The following is a 19826-nucleotide window of genomic DNA, read 5'->3' as shown; positions in this document are numbered from 1 at the left end:
GTCAGAGCGCCATCCGCATGAAGACGTCGGCACGGTCGTACGGCGCCAGCGGGATCTGTTCCGCGGCGACGTGCTGGAAGCCGGCCGTTTCGTAGAGGTGTACGGCGTTCGGGAGCTTGGTGCTGCTGCCGAGGAACAGGGTGGCCGCGCCGAGCTCGCGGGCGCGCCCGATCGCCGCCTCGATGAGTTGCCGGCCCAGGCCCCTGCCGCGCAGCGCCGGGGTCACCGCCATCTTCGACAACTCGAAGACGTCCGCCGAGCTGCGTACCAGGGCGACACAACCGACGATCTCCCCGCCGTCGCGCAGGACGAGCACGTCGCCGCCCGGTGCGACGATGGCAGCGAACGGGTCACCGAGCGTCTTACGGTCCGACTCCTCGATGGTGAAGCGGTGGGAGATCCACTCTTCGTTCAGCGTCCGGAAGGCATCGGCCTCCTCGGGGGTCGTCATGGACGTGACGGTCAGCGTGCTCGGATTCATGACCCCGATTCTCCGGCCGCCCTCATTCGAACGTCCAATATCTTGTTTGGACTGATTCGTATCCTCGACGTATGGATCCCGAGTTGCGCCACCTGCGGTACTTCGTCGCGGTCGCCGAGGAGCTGCACTTCGGTCGGGCCGCGGTGCGACTGCGGATGGCCCAGCCGCCGCTGTCGCAGCAGATCCGACAGCTCGAGGCGATGATCGGTACGCCGCTGTTCGTCCGCACCTCCCGGTCGGTGGCGCTGACGCCCGCCGGTGAGGCGTATCTCGTCCGGTGCCGGCGGGTGCTGGCCGCCGTGTCCGACGACGTGCACGAGGCGAGCCGCATCGGGCGCGGGGAGCAGGGACGCTTCGACATCGGCTTCGTCAGTTCGGCCATCCAGCTCGGGCTGGCCGGGCCGATCCGTCGTTTCCGTGAGCGCCATCCGGCCGTCCACCTACGCCTGCACGAGGCGTACACGGCGCAGATCGTCGACCGGCTGTTGAGCGGCGAGGTCGATCTCGGCGTGGTTCGGGACGCGGACGACCACGACGACCTGGTCGGCGTCACCTTCGCCACCGAGTCCTTCGTCGCCGTCCTGCCGGCCGACCACCCGCACGCCCGAAGCCGCGCGATCAACGCGGCGGTGCTGCGGGACGACCCGTTCGTCTTCATCCCGCGAATGGCCGGCGAGCGGGCCTACCAGCGCAATCTCCGGCCGTGCCTGGAAGCCGGCTACACGCCGAGCATCGTCCAGGACGCCGGCAATTGGACCACGGTGGTGCACCTGGTCGCGGCCGGCCTCGGGGTGACGATCGCACCGGCGAGCATCACCGCCGTGACGCCTCCTCCGGTGGCGGTGCTGCCGTTGACCGGCACCGGGGCCACCACCGAGGTGCGGATCCTGCGTCGCCGGGATGACGAGCGGGTCACCGCGACCGGCTTCGGGACCGTAGGCCGCTCTCCGGGCCTGCTGGCGGCTAGCCACGCCGGTTGAGTTCCGCCTCCAGCCGCTGGACGAGGGTCTTGCGGTCCTTGCCGGCGTGCTCGTTGCGCAGGGCGGTCCGGAGCTGTCGCGTGTCGAGGCCACGGACGAGTTTGCTGGCCTCGGCCACCGACATCTCCGACATCCGGCCGGAGGTGGTGGCGTCGCGTCGTGCCTTCTTGGCGGGGCCGGTGTTGGCGACGTACTGCCGGCCGGTCCGGGACGCCTCCCGCTTCTTGGTGTCGGTCGCGCGTTTCTGGCTCTCGGACATCTCGTCCCAGGCCTTCTTGGGCAGGTAACGGCTCGTCGTGCCGTCTTTGCGGGCCCGGGCGTCGCCCTCCTTCGTCTGCCACTTCTCGTTGCCCCAGCGCTGCAACGCCTTCTGCCGATCGTCCTTTTCGCCCAGGAATGCGCCGCCGCGCCGCTTGTACTCCTGCGTCACCAGCTGCGACTTGCGCGCCGACCACTGACCGGGTTTTCCGCCCTTGTCGGACGCCTTGATCTCTTCCTTGATCTGCTCTCTGAGCTCGGGTTTCGTATACCGCGCCATGGGTGGCAGCTACCCGGCAGCGCAGCGGCTATGCCTGGCGCTGCGGTGGCGGGCCGAGCCGCAGCAGCACCTGCGCCCCACCATGCGGGCCGGAGCGCAACTCCAGCCGGCCGCCGCCGGCCTGGGCGGCCCGCCGGGCGATGTCCAGGCCGAGCCCGGTCGAGCCGGCCGCGCTGGCCCCTCGCTTCACGGCGCCCGGCGGCATTCCGGGGCCCTCGTCGGCGACGGTGAGCAGCACCTCGCCGGCGTCGGACACGAGGCGGACCGTGAACGGCGTGCCGTCGGGGGTGTGCGCGAAGACATTGCCGAGCAGGGCGTCCACGGCGGCCGTCAGGTCGTCGGCGGCCACCCCGACGGTCAGCGGGCCGGGGGCCAGGTCGAGGTGGACGGCCCGGCCGGTGTCCTCGGCGAGCACCGACCAGAACGCGACCCGGTCGGCGACGATCGCCGCGGCGTCGGAGGTGACCGCGCCCGGCACCGGAGCGCGACGCCAGCGGGCCTGCTCGATCAGCCCGGTGACCGCCCGTTCGAGCCCGTCGGCGGCGGCCGCGATCCGGACCGCGTCGTCCGGGTCGCGCAGTGACTCCGCCTCCAGCCGCAGCGCCGTCAGGGGTGTCCGCAGCCGGTGGGACAGGTCCGCGACCTGCTCGCGCTCCTGGAGCAGGAGGACCTGGATCCGGCCGGCCAGGTGGTTGAGCGCCCCGGCGACCTCCCGCAGCTCGGCCGGGCCGGCGGGTACGACCCGGGCGTCCAGCTCGGCGTTCGCCAGGCGGTGCGACACGGCGGACAGGTCGCTGATCGGCCGGACCAGCGTGCGCGCCAGCCGGTCGGCGACCGCCAACCCGATCAGCACCAGCACCACACCGAGCAGCGCCAGCACCAGCCAGGCCCGGGTCACCCCGGCGGTCAACTCCTGGCGGGGCACCACGATCCGGATGACGCCCGTGCCGTCCGCCCGGCCCTGCACGGCGATGACCACCTCCCGTCCGGCCGCCGACTCGCCGGTGAGGCTCTGCCCTCGTGCGGCCAGGGCCACCGCGGGCGTACGGGGCGCCTGGGCGCCGAGCACCGTGCCGTCGGGCAGAAACACACTCACCGGACGGCCGGACTCCGCCGCCAACTGCTCGACGGTGAGCCGGATGGTGGGCGCGTCGGCGGTACCGACCACCGGCACGAGGCTCTGCGCGTCGGCGGTGGCCCGTACGGTCGCCCGGTCCTGCGCGACGGTGCGCACCAGCAACGCCAGCGGCACCAGGAACGCGACGAGCGTGAGGACGCTGACCGCGGCTACCAGCAGCGCCAGACGCGCCCTCACGGGCGGGCCGAGGGCGCTTCGAGACGTACGCCGACGCCGCGCACGGTGTGCAGGTAGCGGGGTTGCTGGGCGGTCTCCCCCAGCTTGCGGCGCAACCAGGACAGGTGCACGTCGACGGTCTTGTCGGCCCCGCCGTACGGGATCTGCCAGACCTCGGTGAGCAGCTCGCGTTTGGTGACCACCTGACCGGGTCGCCCGGCCAGGTGGTGCAGCAGGTCGAACTCGCGCGGCGTCAGCTCCACCGGCGTGTCGTCCAGGGTGACCTGCCGGGACCGGGGATCGACGCGCAGACCGCCGACGACGAGGGCCGGGTCCGGCGCGTCGACACCGGCGGGGCCCCGCCGCAGCACCGCGCGGGCGCGGGCGTCGAGCTGCGCGGCGGTGAACGGCTTGACCACGTAGTCGTCGGCGCCCGCGTCGAGGACCCGGACGATCTCGGTCTCGTCGTCACGCGCCGTGGCCACGATGACCGGCACCGAGCTGACCGCGCGCAGCATCCGCAGCAGCTCGCGTCCGTCCAGGTCGGGCAGGCCCAGGTCGAGCACCACCAGGTCGGGCCGGTCGTCGAGGGCGTCGCGCAGGCCCGCCATCGCGGTCGAGGCCGCGGCGACCGCGTGGCCGCGTTCCCGCAGGGCACGGATCAGCGGGGTACGGATCGTCAGGTCGTCCTCGATGAGCAGCAGGCGGGCCACAGCAGGCAGGCTAGCCGCTGTCACTGCCGGCGGGGCCCACGTTAACCGTGCCTTAGTCTCCGGATGTGCCGGCGACAACCGTGGATCGGGGATAGTCGGTGGCATGAGCCGTCGTTCGGTCCTCGTCGCCGCCGGGTGGGTGGCCACCGTCGCCGTGGCGACCCTGATCGGGTTGGGCGCGATCCGGCTGGTGGGTGAGAGCATCACCGGCACGCCGGGCGGGGTGCGCAGCGAGGCGGAGATCGAGCGGGCGCTCGCCGCGCCGGAGCCGGGGCCGAGTGGCACCGTGGGCGCCGCGCCGGGCGGGCCGTCCACGGCGAGCGCCGCACCGAGCGCGAGCGCCGGGGTCCGCCGGAGTTTCGCCACCGGCGGCGGCACGGCCGTGGCCGAGTGCGGCCCCGACGGGGTACGCCTGGTGTCGTGGGCGCCCGCGCAGGGTTACCGGGTGCACGAGGTGGACCGGGGCCCGGACGACGACGTCGAGGTCACGTTCGAGGGTTCGGCCGGACGGCACGAGTTGAAGGTCCGCTGCATCGGCACCGAACCGGTGGCCGTCGCCGACGACTGACGGAGCCAGCGGCGTGGCCGGCACGGAGAACCGTGCCGGCCACGTCGTGGTGGTGGTTCAGCTCGTGTACGCCTCCACCTCCCAGAGGGAATGGCCGTAGCCGGTCCCCCGGGCCGTGCCGTAGATGCGCAGGTAGCGGCCGTTCGCGCCGAGGCCGCTGTGCTCGTCGGCGCCGGTCACCGTCTTCACGGTGGTCCAGGTGGTGCCGTCGTTGGAGGTCTGGATCTGGTACGCGCTGCTGTACGCCGCCTCCCAGGCCAGCTTGACCCGTCCGATCGCGGTCGGGCTGCCCAGGTCGACGCGGATCCACTGCGGGTCGGAGAACGCGCTCGACCAGCGGGTGGCGAGGTTGCCGTCGACGGCCTGCGCGCCGGTCACGTCGGCCCCCTCGCTGCTGGACGTCGTCGTCGGCTTGTTCAGCAGCAGGTTGCCGCCGGTCGGGGTGCCGGTGCCGCCGTACACCTCGAACTCGTAGAGCGAGTAGCCCCAGGCCGTGCCGCGGCCGGTGCCGAGGAGCCGGACGTACCGGCCGGAGCCGGTGAGCCCGGTCAGGTCGTCCACCCCTCCGTCGCCGCCGGTCACCGTGCGGATCGTGGTGAAGGTGACGCCGTCGGTCGAGGTCTGGATCTGGTACGCGCTGCCGTACGCGGCCTCCCAGGTCAGCTTGACCCGGCTGAGGGCGTACGTCGCGCCCAGGTCCACGTCGATCCACTGTGGGTCACCGAAGGCGCTGCCCCAGCGGGTGCCGGCCACACCGTCGAACGCGTTGGCCGCGACGAAGGCGCCCTCGAAGCTGGAGGCCCGCGCCGGCTTGCCCCTGGCCAGGTTGGTGCCCGTGCCGGGATCCGGGTCCGGGTCCGGGCCGGGACCGCCGGGGCTGGTGGAGAGGGTGAACTCGTCGATGTCGAACCACGGCCCGGCACCCTTGAAGACCAGGTACAGGGTGCGGGTGCCGGTCGGCGCGGTGACCCCGCCGGTGACCGTGGCGAAGTTGGCGTACCCGCCGGTGGAGGTGACGGTCGCCGAGCCGACCAACTGCCCGGTGGGTGAGTCGACGCGCAGCTCCAGCGTCCCGTCGCCGCCGGCCGGCGCGCCGACCCGGGCGCTGAACGACTGGATGCCGGTCAGGTTGTACGGACGGAACGAGATCCAGTCGTTGTTGTCGATGTAGCCGACGGCGGCACCGCCGTGCCCGGCCGCCCCGGCGACGATCTGGACGCCGGACGAGTCACCGAAGTGCTCGGCCTGGCGGATGCGGGGTTGCAGCACCGCCTGGGTGTGCGTGGTCAGCGCCGGCTGGCCGCCTCCGCCCAGGTCGGTGTACTCGGCGTCGATGATGCCGAAGATGTTCGCCGCGGTGTCGTGCTCGCCGTCGGCCGAGGTCTGGATGACCCCGGTGCAGCCCTGCGCGCTGGCGAGCTGGTGGCCGTGCGAGTCGTGCCCGAGGACGTAGTTCACCTTGACCCGGGCGCAGTTGATGGTGCCGTCCTGGGCGTCGGTGACCGTGACGGAGAACGGGATCGCGTCTCCGAAGGTGAAGGTCTGCCCGTTCAACGGGGTGTTCACGGTGACCACCGGGGCGCTGTTGCCGACGGTGACGACCACGCTCGCGGTGGCGGTCTTGCCGGTGGTGTCCCGCACGGTCAGCGTCGGGCTGCGGGTGCCGTTGGTGGTGTACGTGAAGCTGGGGTTCGCGGCGGTCGAGTCGGTGGTGCCGTTGTTGTCGAAGTCCCAGGCGTAGGTGAACGGGTCACCGTCCGGGTCGAGGGTGCCGGCCGAGGAGAAGGCCACGGTCAGCGGCGCGGTGCCGCTGGTGGGGGTGGCGGTGACCTTCGGCACGGGCGCGCGGCCGCCGCGGGCGTATTCGATGCGGTAGAGCGCCGAGTTGGCGTCGCCGTTGAACCAGCCGGTGCCGTAGTCGAGCACGTAGAGCGCGCCGTCCGGGCCGAACTCCATGTCCATGACCTGGGTGCCGGTCCACGGGAACGGGTTGATCTTCAGTGGCTGACCGCTGGAGTCGAGCTTGACGTTCTTGATCCAGCGGCGGCCGAACTCGCCTGCGAAGAAGGTGCCGTCGTAGTACTGGGGGAACGCCACGGGCGAGGTGTTGTTCGGGTCGTACCGGTAGACCGGGCCGGCCATCGGCGACAGGCCACCGCCGGTGAACTCGGGCGGCGAGCCGGAACCGCCGTACGGCAGCCAGGCCGGGATCGCCGGCGGGAGCTGGGTGATGCCGGTGTTGTTGGGCGAGTTGTTGACGGGCCCGCCGGCGCAGTTGAACTTCGCCCCGGACGGCCCGGACGGGAAGGTGTAGTCGTTGTAGGCGTCGTTGCGGGCGGTGCAGTACGGCCAGCCGTAGAAGCCGGGCCGGTCGATCCGGGCGAACTCGACGTTGCCCGCCGGACCCCGGTTCGGGTCGGCGGTGCCCGCGTCGGGTCCGTAGTCACCGAGGTAGACGATGCCGGTGGCCTTGTCCACGCTCATCCGGAACGGGTTGCGGAAGCCCATGGCGTAGATCTCCGGGCGGGTCCGGGCCGTGCCGGGCGCGAACATGTTCCCGGCCGGGATGGTGTAGCCGCCCGCCGCGCTCGGCTTGATGCGCAGCACCTTGCCGCGCAGGTCGTTGCTGTTGCCGGCCGTGCGCTGCGCGTCGAAGGCCGGGTTGCGGCCGGACCGCTCGTCGATCGGGGTGAAGCCGGCCGAGTCGAACGGGTTGGTGTCGTCCCCGGTGGACAGGTAGAGGTTGCCGGCCGCGTCGAAGTCCATGTCGCCGCCGACGTGGCAGCACATGCCCCGGCTGGTGGGCACGTTGAGGATCAGGGTCTCGCTGGCCAGGTTGATGGTGTTGTCGGCGTTCACGGTGAAGCGGGACAACCGGTTGACCCCGTCCCAGACGGCGAAGTCGGCCGGCGTGCCGGTGGCCGGCGCCCCGCCCCCGGGGGTGCTCAACGGGGGCGCGTAGTACGCGTACACCCAGCGGTTGGTGGCGAAGTTGGGGTCGGCCTTGATGCCCTGGAGCCCCTCCTCGTCGCCGCTGTAGACGGCGAGGGTGCCGGCGACCTTGGTGTTGCCGGCGGCGTCGGTGTGCCGGATGACGCCGTCGCGGGAGGTGTGCAGCACACCCCGGTCGGGCAGGACGGTCAGGCTCATCGGCTCGCCGGTCTCGGCCGCGCCCTTGGCCAGCGCAACCTGCTGGAATCCCGTGGTGACCGTCGGGCCGCAGTCGGCGGTGACCGCCCCGGCGGCGGTCTGGATGCCGCCGAGCAGGTGCTGCCGGAAGGCCGCGTCGGTGTACGAGGCGTCGGTGTGGCCGAGGCCGGTGTACCAGGCCCGGCCGCCGGAGTAGTTCTGGCACCAGGAGATCGGGTGGTCGTACCCCATGCTGCCGCCGGTGTAGGTGCTCTCGTCGAGGGTGGCCAGCACGTGCACGGCGCCCCGGGGGTTGGCGCGGTAGTTGTACAGCTCGTCGAAGCGGCTCCACCGCTGCGGCAGCCCCTTGGTGGACGGGTGCACCTGGTCGGCGACCGTCACGGTGGCGGTCTGCTCGGCCGGGTGCGAGGCGAAGTACGCGCCGACGAGCCCGCCGTACCAGGGCCAGTCGTACTCGGTGTCGGAGGCGGAGTGCACGCCCACGTACCCGCCGCCGGCCGTGATGTAGCGCTCGAAGGCCGCCTGCTGGGTGGCGTTGAGCACGTCACCGGTGGTGGACAGCCAGATCACCGCCGCGAACCGGGCCAGGTTGGCGTCGGTGAACTGGCCGGCGTCCTCGGTGGCCTCGACGGTGAAGCCGTTGGCCGCGCCGAGTTGCTGGATCGCCGTGATGCCGGGGGTGATCGAGCCGTGCCGGAATCCGGCGGTCTTGCTGAAGACCAGGACGGTGAACGGGGCGGCGCTGGCCGCGGGTGGCGTGGCGACGACGCCGCCCAAGACGAGGATCGCGCTCAACACAGCGCCGAGCCATGCTCTCGGGGATCTGCGCACGGATTGGTCCTTTCGCGGGACGACGTGCGCCGATCACGCCGGTGGTGGTGTGCATGCATCGTTACGGGTCGATTACCACCTCGTCAAGGACTTCCGCACTATCCGAGAGAGCGTTATCTCGGCAGGTCAGGGCGACTGCGGCAAGAAAGATCAGATTACGGTTTCCGCGCGGTCCCGCGCGTCGTCCCGGCGCAGGGCCGGCAGCGTCGGCGCGAGCGCCACCGCCATGCACAGGCCGCCGAGCGGCAGCAGGTCGAGCGTGACGGCCGGTAGGACGATGCCGACGAGCAGCAGGGCCACGCTCCACCAGGGCAGCCGCCGGTGCGCCGCGAGCATGCCCGCGAGGACGAGCAGACCGAGGAAGAACAACTGCGGTACGACGTCGTAGAACAGCACCTCGACGCCGGGCACGTCCTTGAAGTCCGCGCCGAGCGCCGACATCTCCGCCCGGTCGGCGGCCAGCAGACCCTCGACGATGTCGGCGCCGAACTGCACCATCGTGGCGGCGAGCCCGACCAGCGTGACGGCCACGACCGACGTACGCCACGGACCGGGGCGTAGCAGGCCGGCCAGCGCCAGCACCACCGGCACGAACAACACCATGCCGGCGAGGCCGACCAGGTGCGCGGCCTGCCAGTCGAACCCGGGACCATACGTCCCGTCGGACCTACCCCACAGGCGGACGAGCCCGTAGCCCACGATGCAGGCCGGACCGGTGATCACGAAGAATGCGGCGCGTCTCATGATCACCATCATCTGGCCGTCCACACCCGTCCAGCCTCCGGGCGCAGCCCCGGTACGGCCCCGGTTTCCGCCTCAGGTCTTCCACCGAGCAACCCTGATCCCGGTGGTCTCTATAGTCGCGCGGTGAGCATGGAACGGGTACGGCAGGCGTACGCCTCGGTCGCGGATCTCTACATCGAACTGTTCGGCACGCGTGAGCAGGTCGACCCCGACGACCTCGCCCTCATCTGCCGGCACCTGGCGGGTCGACCCGGGAAGGTGCTCGACCTGGGTTGCGGCCCCGGCCACCTCACCGACTACCTGCGGTCGTGGGGCGTCGACGCCACGGGCATCGACGTGGTCCCCGAGTTCGTCGCCCACGCCCGTGCGACGTATCCGAGCGGCAACTACCGCCTCGGGTCGTTGGGCGACCTCGACGTGGCCGACCACTCCGTCGCCGGCATCCTGGCCTGGTACTCACTGATCCACCTGCCGCCGGAGCGCCTCGACGGCGTGCTGACCACGTTCCGGCGTGCCCTGGCCCCGTCCGGGAGGTTGGTGCTGGGCCTCTTCTCCGGCGACGAGGTCGACGCCTTCGACCACAAGGTCATGACCGCCTACCGTTGGCCGGTCGACGAGATCGCCGCGCGGCTGGCGCGCGCCGGCTTCACCGAGGTCGAGCGTTTGGAGCGCCCCGACGGTGGCGCCCATCGGCCGCACTTCGCCATCGCGGCGGTCACCATCGACGGGTGAGCGTACGGCGCCTCCTCAGCCGTGTCGGGAAATGCGGCGAGGCGACCGGATCGCCGGTCGGCCAGCCGCCTGGACGCATTGCGGGGCTGTTCTGTGTGCCGCTGCGCGGCGGGCTAGGAGACGCCCGTTCCATGGCGCAGTTGGGCGAAGGCTCGGTCTGCGTCGGCGATCGCCTCGGGTTGCACGTCGTGTGCGGTTCGCCCATCGGCGATCCTCTGCCAGTTGGTCCGGGCCAGGACGCGGTGAACCGCGATCACCTGGGCGGCCTGCAGTAGGGCGTCGATGCCCGGGCCGAGGGCCGCAGCCAGCGCCTCCTCATCGTCGAGCAGGTACTGCGTGAGCCGTCCCGCCAGGCTCGGGGTGGTGAACACCAGCCGATGAAACGCCACCACCTCGGGATGATCATTGAGGCCGGTGACCGGCTCGAAGCGATCGAGACCGGCTCGGAAATGCCGGTGCAGGGCTGTCATCGGCGCGATGTCGGGCCGACGGTCGCGCACCACACGTGCGGCCTCGCCGTTGTGGTCCGCGAAACGGTGCAGGACCAGGTCTTCCTTGGTGGCGAAGTAGCGGAAGAGGGTCGGTTTCGACACCTCGGCCGCGACGGCGATGTCGGAGACCGATACCTGCTCGAACCCGCGCGCCAGGAACAGCGAGATCGCCGCGTCGGCGATCGCGTCCCGCGTACGCAGCTTCTTGCGGGCGCGTAGCCCGACAGGCTCCATCACCGTGTCAGACTAACATTCGTTACCGAGTTGCTTTTTTAACTCGGTAACGGTTTCATGGAAGCCATGGAACAGGTAGACACCCCGAAGCACTCCGTCAACCAGGGCGAGGTCGCCGCGACACCACTAGGAGGACCTCCGGTACTTGTCACTGGGGCGACCGGCCGCATCGGGCGCAGCGTCGTCGATCTGCTGACCGATGCGGGTGTGCCGGTCCGTGCCCTCGTGCGCCGCTCCGAGACGGCGGCGACACTGCCCGCCAACGTCGAGATCGTCACCGGCGATCTCACCGTGCCCGAATCGCTCGACGACGCACTGCACGCCGTCAGCACGGTCTTCCTGGTCTGGACCGCTCCGGCGCAGACCGCGGCGGCGGTCGTGGACCGGCTGGCCGCCCAGGCGCAGCGGGTCGTCTACCTGTCCGCACCACACCAGACCCCGCACCCGTTCTTCCAGCAACCGAACCCGATGGCGGCGTTGCACGCGGAGATCGAGCGGCTCATCTCGGCCGCCGGGCTCGACTCGACGATCATCCGACCAGGGATGTTCGCGTCGAACGCCCTCCTCTGGTGGGCCGCCGCCATCCGTGGCAACGGCGTGGTCCGGTGGCCGTACGGCGCGGCCGAGACAGCCCCCGTTGACGACCGAGATGTGGCCGAGGTCGTCGCGCGCACCCTGTACGAGGACGGGCACGCTGGCGGTGACTACGTCCTGACCGGCCCCGAATCACTCAGTCAAGCTCAACAGGTAAGCATCATCGGTGACACGCTGGGGCGCCCGATCGCGTTCGAGGAACTGTCGCCCGACGACTTCCGGCGCGAGACTCCGGAAGCCGCGCGCGCGGCAGTGGACATGCTCCTCGCCGCGTGGGACGCCACGACGGGACACCCGGCATACATCACGTCCACGATATTCGACATCCTCGGAACACCACCGCGAACGTTCCGCCAGTGGGTCACGGACCACGCCACCGCCTTCACCGAGCATCCCCACCCACGGAACCCCTGACCACCCTCGACGTCAGCTGACCAGTACCGAACGGCGGATTTCTCGTTCCACTGGCGGCTCGGCGCAGGGGGCGAAGCGGCTCGACCATCCCTCGTCCGGCATCCCGTCGAGGGCCAACAGCTCGAACACGTTGCCATCGTGGCTGACCGGAAGCGGGCCGGCGGCCGTCGAAGTAGGTGCGCCAGATGTATTCGTCGGTCCACGTCACCCGGAGGCCCTGACGACGTGAAAGAGGTAGGCGTCCGAGATCGCGTCCAGCCGCGCCGACCCGTCCTCGCGCAGATCGATCCGGTCGCCGGAGGATCCGCACCAGGTACCCGTCAGGTCAGCCTTCGTAGGCTGTGGCGGAGGGTCGAGGGCGCACAGCCGACCAGATTGGACGCTGAGTCGTAGTCGCTCGGCTGTTCTTGCCGCCTCTTGGATCGGGGGGGTTGTTGCGGTCGGCGCAGTTGACGGCCAGGCCGCGAGCGAGGTTCTGAAGCCCTGCCCGCTTCTCGTTGCCGCCGTATTCGTTGACGTTCAAATCCACCTCACGCGTCGCGCGCAGCGGACACCGCCAGGAACCCTCAGCCGACGCTAAGACCGCTCTCACGGCCCGTTCCTAACGTGTGCGGGCATGGCGACACCACCCGTATCCCCGCCGACGACCGCCGCCCGCGCGGCCGACCTCACCGCCTGGCTGACCTGCGTCGCGCCCCGCCCGGCCGCCCGGCTGCGGCTCGTGTGCCTCCCGTACGCCGGTGCCGGCGGCGGCGCGTACCGGCCGTGGGCCGCGCTGCTGGGCGACGACGTGGAGGTGTGGGCCGCGCAGTTGCCCGGCCGTGAGCGTCGGCTGGCCGACCCGCCGCTGAGCACGATGGACGAGGTGGCGACGCCGCTTGTCGACGCGATCGTCGCGCGGGTGCCGACGCCGTTCGCGATCTTCGGGCACAGCATGGGTGGCCTGATCGGGTACGAGGTGGCGGCCCGCCTGGTCGCCCGGGGCGGCCCGGTACCACAGCGGCTGGTGGTCTCGGCGGCCCGTCCGCCGCGCGACGCCGCGCCGCTCGGCACGGCACACCGCCTCGACGACGCGGCGCTGACCCGCTGGCTGCACGACCTCGGCGGGATACCCGACGAGGTGCTCACCGACCCCGGTCTGCTGGAACTGATCCTGCCGACCGTGCGGGCCGACCTGAGCGTGGTCGCGTCCTACCGCCCGACGACCGTGCCGCCGCTGCCGCTGCCCGTGGACGCGGTGGCGGCCGCCGACGATCCCCTGGTCGCCCCGGACGAGGTGGCCGGCTGGGCGGCCTGCACCGCGGCCGGTTTCTCGCTGACCGTCGTCCCCGGAGGCCACCTCTACCTGCACGACACGCCTCCCCCGCTGTCCCGCCTGCTCGACGGCGGGCTGGCCGCCGACCGCGCGTACGTCGAAGGGGCCACCCGATGACCCAGGACCTGCACCCGGACCTCGCCGACCTCACCCCCGAGCAGCGGGAGCTGCTGGCCCTGCGGCTGCGCCAGAGCCGCGCCGGCCAGAGCCAAGCCGGCCAGGCCCGCGCCGGTCGCGCCGATCCGACACCGACGCCCGCGACGGCGGCCTACCCGCTCTCCTTCACCCAGGAGCAGCTCTGGTTCCTGGACCGGTTGGAGCCCGGCACGCCGGTCTACAACGTGCCCTTCGCCGAGCGGATCACCGGTCCGCTCGACGTCGCGGCGCTGCACCGGGCGGTCAACGCGGTGGTGGCCCGGCACGACGCGCTGCGGGTCGTCTTCGCGACCGTCGACGGCGTCGTCACCCAGCGGGTGTCGGACGCGCTGGAGCTGCCGTTGCCGCTGCTCGACCTGACCGGGCTCCCCGCGTGGGAGCGGGAGGCGGCGGCCGAGCGGGAGATCGCGGCGCACGCGGCGGTCCGCTTCGACCTGACCAGCGGGCCCCTGCTCGCGGCCCGGCTGGTCGCCCTCGCGGACCACGAGCACCTGTTGCTGGTGACCGCGCACCACATCGTCTTCGACGCCTGGTCGGCGGGTGTGTTCGTCGAGGAGCTGGTGCGCTGGTACGGCGAGTTCGCCGGGGACGCCCCGGCCGGGTTGCCCACGCTGCCCACCCGGTTCGTCGCGCACGTCGCCGCCCGCCGCCGGCCGGAGGCCGAGCGGGAGCTGGCGGGTCACCTGGCGCACTGGCGGGAACGACTCGCCTCGGCGCCGGCCCGGTCCACGCTGCCGCCGGACCGGCCCCGGCCGCCGGTGCAGACCCACCGGGGCCGGAGCCTGCCGTTCACCGTCGACGCCGAGCTGACCGACGCCCTCGGCGGGTTGGCCCGCCGCGCCGGAGCCACCGTCAACGCGGTGGTCCTCGCCGGGCTGACCGCCCTGCTGCGCCAGGCCACCGGCCAGGACGACCTGCTGCTCGGGATGCCCGCCGCCGGCCGGGCGAGCACCGATCTGGAGCCGCTGATCGGCTGCTTCGCCACCATGCTGGTGCTGCGCGTGGACACCACCGGTGACCCGAGCGTCCGCGACCTCGTCCGCCGGGTGCACCGGACGGTGAGCGAGGCGTACGCCCACCAGGAGGCCCCGTACGCGCGGGTGGTGGAGGAGGTCCGCCCGGTCCGCGATCCCAGCGTGAACCCGCTCTTCCAGGTGCTGGCGACCATGACCGACGGCGGCGTACGGCAGCGGCAGGCGGCCGGTGCGACGTTCCGTCCGGTGCCGGCGGAGAGCGGGCTCACCGACTTCGACCTTTTCGTCAGCCTGACCGTCGAGGGTGACCGGATCGACGGCGCGGTCGACTTCAACGCCGACCTGTACCTCGACGAGACGATCGCCGCGACCGTGGGCCGGCTGCCGGAGCTGCTCCGCGCCATGGCGGACGACCCGGACCGCCCGTTGTCGCAGGTGCCCGGCCTGCGCCGGCACCGGATCGCCCTGGCGGCCACCTTCACCGTGGACCCGCTGCGCGACCCGGTGGAGTTCTGGCTGCGCTTCCTGCGCGTACCCGCGTCGGTGGAGCTGGTCGGGTACGGCCAGCAGGTGGCCCACCTGCTGGCCGGGCCGACGGCCGACGCCACGGTCTGCCTGCTGCGCTTCGAGGACTGGTTGCGCCGCCAGGACCACACGGCCGGGGACGCGGCCCTCGACGCGGCGATGGACGACCTCGACGCGGCGGTGGCGGCGTACCGACGGCGGACCGACGCACCACTGCTGCTTGTGGTGTCCCCCGCGTCGCCGCGCGCCGCCGACCGGCTCGGCGAGCGGTCCGGCCGCCTCGACGACCGGCTGGCCGCGTTGGCCGCCCGTACGCCGGGGGTCCACGCGGCCTGGGCCGCCGACCACGTCAGCGCCTACCCGGTGAGCGAGATCAGCGACGAGCGCGCGGACGAGTTGGGCCATGTGCCGTACACGGGCGAGTACTTCGCGGCGCTGGGCACGATCGTGCTGCGTGAGCTGCGGCGGCTCGCCGGCCAGCCACGCCGCCTCGTGCTCGTCGACGACGAGCGGTTGCCGCTCGACCGGCTCGCCGACGCGCTGCCCGGTCACGAGGTGCGGGCGTACACGGCGGAGGCGCTGGCCGCCGCCGATCCGGCCACCACGATGGTCCTGGACACCGACCCGCAGGCCGTGGCGGCGCTGCGCGGCGCATACCCGGGCGTGCTGGCGTTGGCCGTGCCCACCGGCGCAGCGGACCTGCGCCGGCAGCTCGCCCACGTCTGGGCGCTGGACCCGCCGCTGGCGAGCGCCGGCCCGAATGAGCTGTGCACGACGATCGGATCGGAGCGGGCCGCGTACGTCGTCGAGGAGCTGAGCACCGCCGCGGCGGTCGCCGAGCGGAGCCGTCCGGCGCGCGCCGCCACGACGGACGACGGCGAGGTGGTCGCGCCGCGCACCGCCACCGAGGAGCGGCTCGCCGGCCTCTGGGCCGCCGCGCTCGGCGTCGAACAGGTCGGCGTGACGAGCGACTTCTTCGGCCTCGGTGGACACTCGCTGCTCGCCACCGGGCTGCTGTCGCAGGTACAGGCCGAGTTCGGCCGGGAGGTGTCGCTCTACACCCTGTTCACCAACCCGACGGTGGCCGGGCTCGCCGCCGTGCTGGACGCCGATGAGGACGCCACCGCGCTCGCCCCGCTCACCCCCGCCCCGGCGGGTACGCCGGCCGTGGCGTCGTCGGCGCAGGAACGGCTCTGGGCGCTCGACCAGCTCGGCGACGACGTGGTACGGCACAACACCACGGCCGCCGTCGAGCTGCGCGGCGACCTCGACACGACCTCGCTGCGCCGGGCGTTCGAGGACGTGCTGGCCCGACACGAGGTGCTGCGGACCACCTTCCGGGGCCGTGACGGCGAACCCGAACCCGTCGTGCACCCGCACGTCGACCCGTGGCTGGAGACGCTGGATCTGACCGCGCTGCCGGCGGCGAAGCACGCCCGTGCGCTGCGCCGGGCGGCCGCCGAGCTGGCCGCGCACCGGTACGACCTGGGGACCGGCCCGCTGGTGCGGGCCCGCCTGCTGCGGCTGCCCGACCAGCGCTGGCACCTGCTGCTCGGCATGCACCACATCGTCTGTGACAACACCTCGTGGAGCATCCTGCTCGACGAGCTCGCCGCCCGGTACGCCCACCACGCCACCGGCGTCGACCGGCCACTGCCGCCGCTGCCCGTGCAGTTCACCGACCACGCCCGACACCAGCGCGACTGGCTGGCGTCGGCCGCCGTCGAGCCGCACCTGACGTACTGGCGCAAGCGGCTGGCCGACGCGCCGCCGCTGCTGGACCTGCCCACCGACCAGCCCCGCCCCGACGAGCGCTCGGACGTCGCCGGGTACCAGGCCCAGCGGCTGGGCGTCGGGCTCGGCGCGGCCGTGCGGGAGCTGGCCCGGGCCGAGGGGGTCACCCCGTTCGCCGTCCTGCTGGCCGGTTTCGCGGCCCTGCTGCACACCGAGAGCGGGCAACCGGACCTGGTGCTCGGCACGCCCACCGCCGGCCGGGAACGCGCCGAACTCGCACCGCTGATCGGGTGCTTCGCCGACCTGCTGCCGTTGCGGATGGACGTGGCGGGACGGCCCACGTTCCGGCAGCTCGTGACCCGGGCCCACCGCACGGCCCGGGAGGCGTACCGGCACCAGGGGCTGCCGTTCGCGACCATCGTGGAGGCGCTGCGGCTACCCCGGCAGGCCGCGTACCACCCGCTGTTCCAGTGCGTGCTCAACGTCCTCGACGGCGCCGACGAGCTGCCGGAGTTCGCCGGGCTGACCGCCACGCCGGTCGAGGTGCCGAGCGTCGGTGTCGACTTCGACCTCTTCCTCAGCGTCACCTGGCAGGGCGACGACCTGCACGCCGACCTGGCGTACCGGGCCGACCTGTTCACCCCGGAGCGGATGGTCCGGCTGTTGACCGGGCTGGCGAAGGTGCTCGACGACGGGGTGCGTCGACCGGACACGCCGATCGGCGCGGGTCGACGTGCGCCCGTCTCGCGGCGGTCGACACCGCCCGCGCCCCGGCTGGTGGTCGGCGGCACCGTCGAGGTTCCGCGGCTTGCCCAGGCCGTCCGCTTCTGGGCCGGGCTGCTCAACCTGCCGCACACCCTCGAACAGCTCGCGCCCGGCGCGCTGCTGCGGCTGCTGCGCGACCCGGCCGCCGGCCTGGCGACCGGCCGGCGCGACCGCAACGCGCTGGTCCTGCGCTGGGAGGACCGGCTCACACCCGGCCCGCTCGCGGCGGGCATCGTCGGGCTGCGCGACTTCCTCGCCGAGCTGCTGGCGGCGCTGGACGTGCACCGGGCGCACAGCGTGGCGGCGCTGACGATCGCCATCTGCCCGCCGTCGCCGCCGTACCGGACGTCGCCGTACACCGCCGTCTTCGCGGAGCTGACCGCGCGGCTGGCCCAGGCCCGGCCGGACGTCGACGTCGTCTCCGTGGCGGCGTGGGCGCGGCGCTACCGGGTGCCGGAGCTGCCCGGCGACGCCTGGTCGCCGGAGCTGGCGGCGGTCACCGCGACGCTGCTGGTGCGGCGGGCGGTGCGGCATCCCGCGCTGCGCCGGCTGGTCGTGCCGGCCGGCCCGGCGCACCGGCAGGCGGAGCTGGCACGGCTGCTCGCCGCCCAGGCCCGCGCCGGGCGCGAGGTGCTGCTCACCACGACGCCGCAGCGCGCCGAGCTGTCCGCGCTGGTCACCGCCGGGATCATCGGGTACGCCCCGACGCCTCCCACCGACGCGGCCACCCTGCTCCTGCATCCGGCCAGCACACCCGCGCCGCCGGACGTCCCGGCGCTGCCCGTCGACGAGCGGGTCGGGCCGGTGGAGCTGCTACGGGGTCTCTGGTCGCTCGACGCCGGGACCACCGTGGACGGGAACGCGCCCGTCGACCGGATCCCCGCCGGCCTGCTGGCCGAGGTCGCCTCCGAGTTGGCCGATGCGGCGGCGGTGCGCGGCGCGGTCGCCGACGGGTACCGGCGCTCGGCCGACCGGGCCGCCGCCGCGCCGCGCACCGACCGGGAACGCCAGCTCGTGGCGATCTGGTCGGAGCTGCTGCGGACCAACCAGCTCGGCATCACCGACGACTTCTTCGCCTCCGGCGGCGACTCGCTGCTCGCGATGCAGCTCGTGGCCCGCTGCGCGGCCGCCGACATCCACCTCACCCCGCGACAGCTCGTCCGCCACCCCACGGTGGCCGAGCTGGCCGCCAGCCTCGGGGAGGCCACCGCGACGCCGAACGCCGAGCAGGGCGAGGTGCACGGCGACGCCCCGCTGACCGGCGCGCAGCGCTGGTTCACCGACGTCATCGCCCCCTGCATGGGTCGGCCCGCCCTGTTCAACCACCCCTACTACCTCGAGCTGGCCCGGCCGCTCCCGGTCGGCCTGGTCCGCGAGGCGGTACGTCGGCTGGTGGCCCAGCACGACGCGCTGCGGCTGCGCCTGACCCGGCAGGCGGACGGGAGCTGGCGTCAGCGCCACGGCGACCCGGCCGACGCCGTGCCGTTCGTCAGCCACGACCTGACCGGGCTCGCCGTCGACGAGCGGAAGGCGGCGGTCGAGGCCCACTGCGCCGAGGCGCAGACCGCGTTGGACCTCGAATCCGGCCCGCTGGCCCGGGTGGCGCACTTCCGGCTCGGCCCGGAACTGCCCGACCGGCTGCTGCTCGTCAACCACCATCTCGTCGTCGACGCGGTCTCCCGGGGGGTCCTGCTGGCTGATCTGGAGACGCTCTGCGACCAGCTCGAACGTGGTGTCGAGCCGACGCTGCCGGCCAAGACCACGTCGTACCGGGACTGGGCGCGGCGACTGGCCGGGTACGCGGGTTCGCCGGAACTGCGCGAGCAGGTGCCGTTCTGGCTGGCCCAGGCCGACGAGGGGGTGCTGTCCCGGTTGGCCGACGAGCCGTCCGCCACGCCGTTCCGCCTCGGTGACCTGGGCCTGGCCACCGTGACCCTGGACGAGGCCGCGACCCGGGGACTGCACGCCGCCGCCCGTCGACTGCGCGCCAGCGTGCGGGACCTGCTCGTGTGGGCGGTGGTGGACACCGTCGCGGGGCGTACCGGCGGCGCGGTCACCGTCGCCACGACCGGCCACGGCCGGGAACCGCTCTTCGACGACGTCGACGTGAGCCGTACGACGGGCTGGTTCCAGGTGCTCTACCCGTTGCGCCTGGAGCTGCCCGCGACCGCCGACGCGACCCGCTCGGTCCGCTCGGTGATCCGCCAGCTCGGCCGGGTTCCGGACAACGGCATCGGCTACGCGCTGCTGCGTCACCTCTGCCCGGACGACGAGGTGCGCGCCCGGCTGGCCGCCACCGCCGCGCCGATGGTGGCGGTCAACTACATGGGCGGGTACGGCTTCGACGACGTCGCCCCGGCCAACCAGCTCCTCGACGTCTGCGCGGCGCCGTTCGGACCGACCGAGGACCCCGACGGGCACTGGCCCTTCCCCTTCGACGTGACGGGGTCGCTCACCGGCCCCACGCTGCGCGTCGATCTGAGCTATGCCACTCCGGCCTTCCGGCCGGAGACCGCCCAGAACCTGCTCGACGGCATCCGACAAGGCCTGTTGCGCCTGGCCGGACGCCCCGGGCAACCGCCACGGCAGTAGG

At 72.9% G+C, this 19826-nt stretch carries 13 protein-coding genes; 6 read left to right on the top strand and 7 right to left on the bottom strand.

Translation table 11 applies throughout. The annotated features are described in order from the left end of the window. Window position 1: 1 nt before the first annotated feature. Window positions 2-481, bottom strand: coding sequence for a GNAT family N-acetyltransferase (locus tag ACIBTX_RS25380; protein ID WP_357169279.1), 480 nt, complete (start codon window positions 479-481; stop codon window positions 2-4). Between the two features lie 71 nt (window positions 482-552). Between ACIBTX_RS25380 and ACIBTX_RS25375 the strand changes: the two genes are divergently transcribed. Continuing rightward, a complete protein-coding gene (locus tag ACIBTX_RS25375; RefSeq protein WP_396833093.1) occupies window positions 553-1461 on the top strand; it encodes a LysR substrate-binding domain-containing protein in 909 nt (302 codons plus the stop codon). On the opposite strand, the gene ACIBTX_RS25370 is transcribed toward ACIBTX_RS25375, so the two are convergent. Genes ACIBTX_RS25370 through ACIBTX_RS25360 form a run of 3 tightly spaced genes read right to left on the bottom strand, consistent with a single transcriptional unit; the run spans window position 1445 to window position 4006 of the window. After that, entirely contained in the window at window positions 1445-1999 is a 555-nt protein-coding gene (locus ACIBTX_RS25370) for a DUF5872 domain-containing protein (RefSeq protein WP_357125675.1), read from the bottom strand. The two genes, ACIBTX_RS25375 and ACIBTX_RS25370, sit on opposite strands and share 17 nt — an antisense overlap. A 28-nt stretch (window positions 2000-2027) precedes the next feature. Then, window positions 2028-3314 carry an ATP-binding protein gene (locus tag ACIBTX_RS25365; protein WP_396833092.1) on the bottom strand — a complete coding sequence of 429 codons (1287 nt, stop codon included), beginning with the start codon at window positions 3312-3314 and terminating at the stop codon, window positions 2028-2030. After that, window positions 3311-4006, bottom strand: a complete 696-nt coding sequence (locus ACIBTX_RS25360; protein ID WP_357125669.1) for a response regulator transcription factor — start codon at window positions 4004-4006, stop codon at window positions 3311-3313. The genes ACIBTX_RS25365 and ACIBTX_RS25360 overlap by 4 nt, the downstream gene beginning before the upstream one ends. A 103-nt stretch (window positions 4007-4109) precedes the next feature. On the opposite strand from ACIBTX_RS25360, the gene ACIBTX_RS25355 reads away from it, so the two are divergent. Then, entirely contained in the window at window positions 4110-4574 is a 465-nt protein-coding gene (locus ACIBTX_RS25355) for a septum formation initiator (protein WP_357125666.1), read from the top strand. 57 nt (window positions 4575-4631) lie between these two features. On the opposite strand, the gene ACIBTX_RS25350 is transcribed toward ACIBTX_RS25355, so the two are convergent. Then, window positions 4632-8555, bottom strand: a complete 3924-nt coding sequence (locus ACIBTX_RS25350) for a ThuA domain-containing protein (RefSeq protein WP_396833091.1) — start codon at window positions 8553-8555, stop codon at window positions 4632-4634. Window positions 8556-8705: 150 nt separating this feature from the next. Next, window positions 8706-9299 carry a hypothetical protein gene (locus tag ACIBTX_RS25345; protein WP_357169266.1) on the bottom strand — a complete coding sequence of 198 codons (594 nt, stop codon included), beginning with the start codon at window positions 9297-9299 and terminating at the stop codon, window positions 8706-8708. A 123-nt stretch (window positions 9300-9422) separates the two neighbouring features. Between ACIBTX_RS25345 and ACIBTX_RS25340 the strand changes: the two genes are divergently transcribed. Continuing rightward, on the top strand, window positions 9423-10031 hold the full coding sequence (locus tag ACIBTX_RS25340) for a class I SAM-dependent methyltransferase (protein WP_396833090.1): 609 nt from the start codon (window positions 9423-9425) through the stop codon (window positions 10029-10031). A gap of 113 nt (window positions 10032-10144) precedes the next feature. Here the strand turns inward: ACIBTX_RS25340 and ACIBTX_RS25335 are convergent, their stop codons facing one another. Next, window positions 10145-10756 (bottom strand): TetR family transcriptional regulator, encoded by a 612-nt coding sequence (locus tag ACIBTX_RS25335; protein ID WP_357125721.1) that lies wholly within the window; start codon window positions 10754-10756, stop codon window positions 10145-10147. 66 nt (window positions 10757-10822) lie between these two features. Between ACIBTX_RS25335 and ACIBTX_RS25330 the strand changes: the two genes are divergently transcribed. The 3 genes from ACIBTX_RS25330 (at window position 10823) to ACIBTX_RS25320 (ending at window position 19825) form a co-directional block, all read left to right on the top strand. After that, window positions 10823-11764, top strand: a complete 942-nt coding sequence (locus ACIBTX_RS25330; RefSeq protein ID WP_357125654.1) for an NmrA family NAD(P)-binding protein — start codon at window positions 10823-10825, stop codon at window positions 11762-11764. Window positions 11765-12380: 616 nt separating this feature from the next. Continuing rightward, on the top strand, window positions 12381-13196 hold the full coding sequence (locus ACIBTX_RS25325) for a thioesterase II family protein (RefSeq protein ID WP_396833089.1): 816 nt from the start codon (window positions 12381-12383) through the stop codon (window positions 13194-13196). Continuing rightward, complete coding sequence (locus ACIBTX_RS25320; protein ID WP_396833088.1) at window positions 13193-19825, top strand: condensation domain-containing protein; 6633 nt, start codon at window positions 13193-13195, stop codon at window positions 19823-19825. Before ACIBTX_RS25325 ends, ACIBTX_RS25320 begins: the two co-directional genes overlap by 4 nt. The last annotated feature ends 1 nt before the right edge of the window (window position 19826 follow it).

Source organism: Micromonospora sp. NPDC049359, from assembly GCF_044466585.1.
Lineage (GTDB): Bacteria > Actinomycetota > Actinomycetes > Mycobacteriales > Micromonosporaceae > Micromonospora.
Note: the sequence above shows the minus strand (reverse complement) of the source record. Positions and strands in the feature narration are given on the sequence as shown.

Excerpts from the sequence above, each read along its gene's own strand:
- ACIBTX_RS25325 (WP_396833089.1), top strand. The coding sequence starts at position 12,381 with ATGGCGACACCACCCGTATCCCCGCCGACGACCGCCGCCCGCGCGGCC.
- ACIBTX_RS25355 (WP_357125666.1), top strand. The coding sequence starts at position 4,110 with ATGAGCCGTCGTTCGGTCCTCGTCGCCGCCGGGTGGGTGGCCACCGTC.
- ACIBTX_RS25380 (WP_357169279.1), bottom strand. The coding sequence starts at position 481 with ATGAATCCGAGCACGCTGACCGTCACGTCCATGACGACCCCCGAGGAG.
- ACIBTX_RS25335 (WP_357125721.1), bottom strand. The coding sequence starts at position 10,756 with ATGGAGCCTGTCGGGCTACGCGCCCGCAAGAAGCTGCGTACGCGGGAC.
- ACIBTX_RS25345 (WP_357169266.1), bottom strand. The coding sequence starts at position 9,299 with ATGAGACGCGCCGCATTCTTCGTGATCACCGGTCCGGCCTGCATCGTG.
- ACIBTX_RS25375 (WP_396833093.1), top strand. The coding sequence starts at position 553 with ATGGATCCCGAGTTGCGCCACCTGCGGTACTTCGTCGCGGTCGCCGAG.
- ACIBTX_RS25370 (WP_357125675.1), bottom strand. The coding sequence starts at position 1,999 with ATGGCGCGGTATACGAAACCCGAGCTCAGAGAGCAGATCAAGGAAGAG.
- ACIBTX_RS25330 (WP_357125654.1), top strand. The coding sequence starts at position 10,823 with ATGGAACAGGTAGACACCCCGAAGCACTCCGTCAACCAGGGCGAGGTC.
- ACIBTX_RS25320 (WP_396833088.1), top strand. The coding sequence starts at position 13,193 with ATGACCCAGGACCTGCACCCGGACCTCGCCGACCTCACCCCCGAGCAG.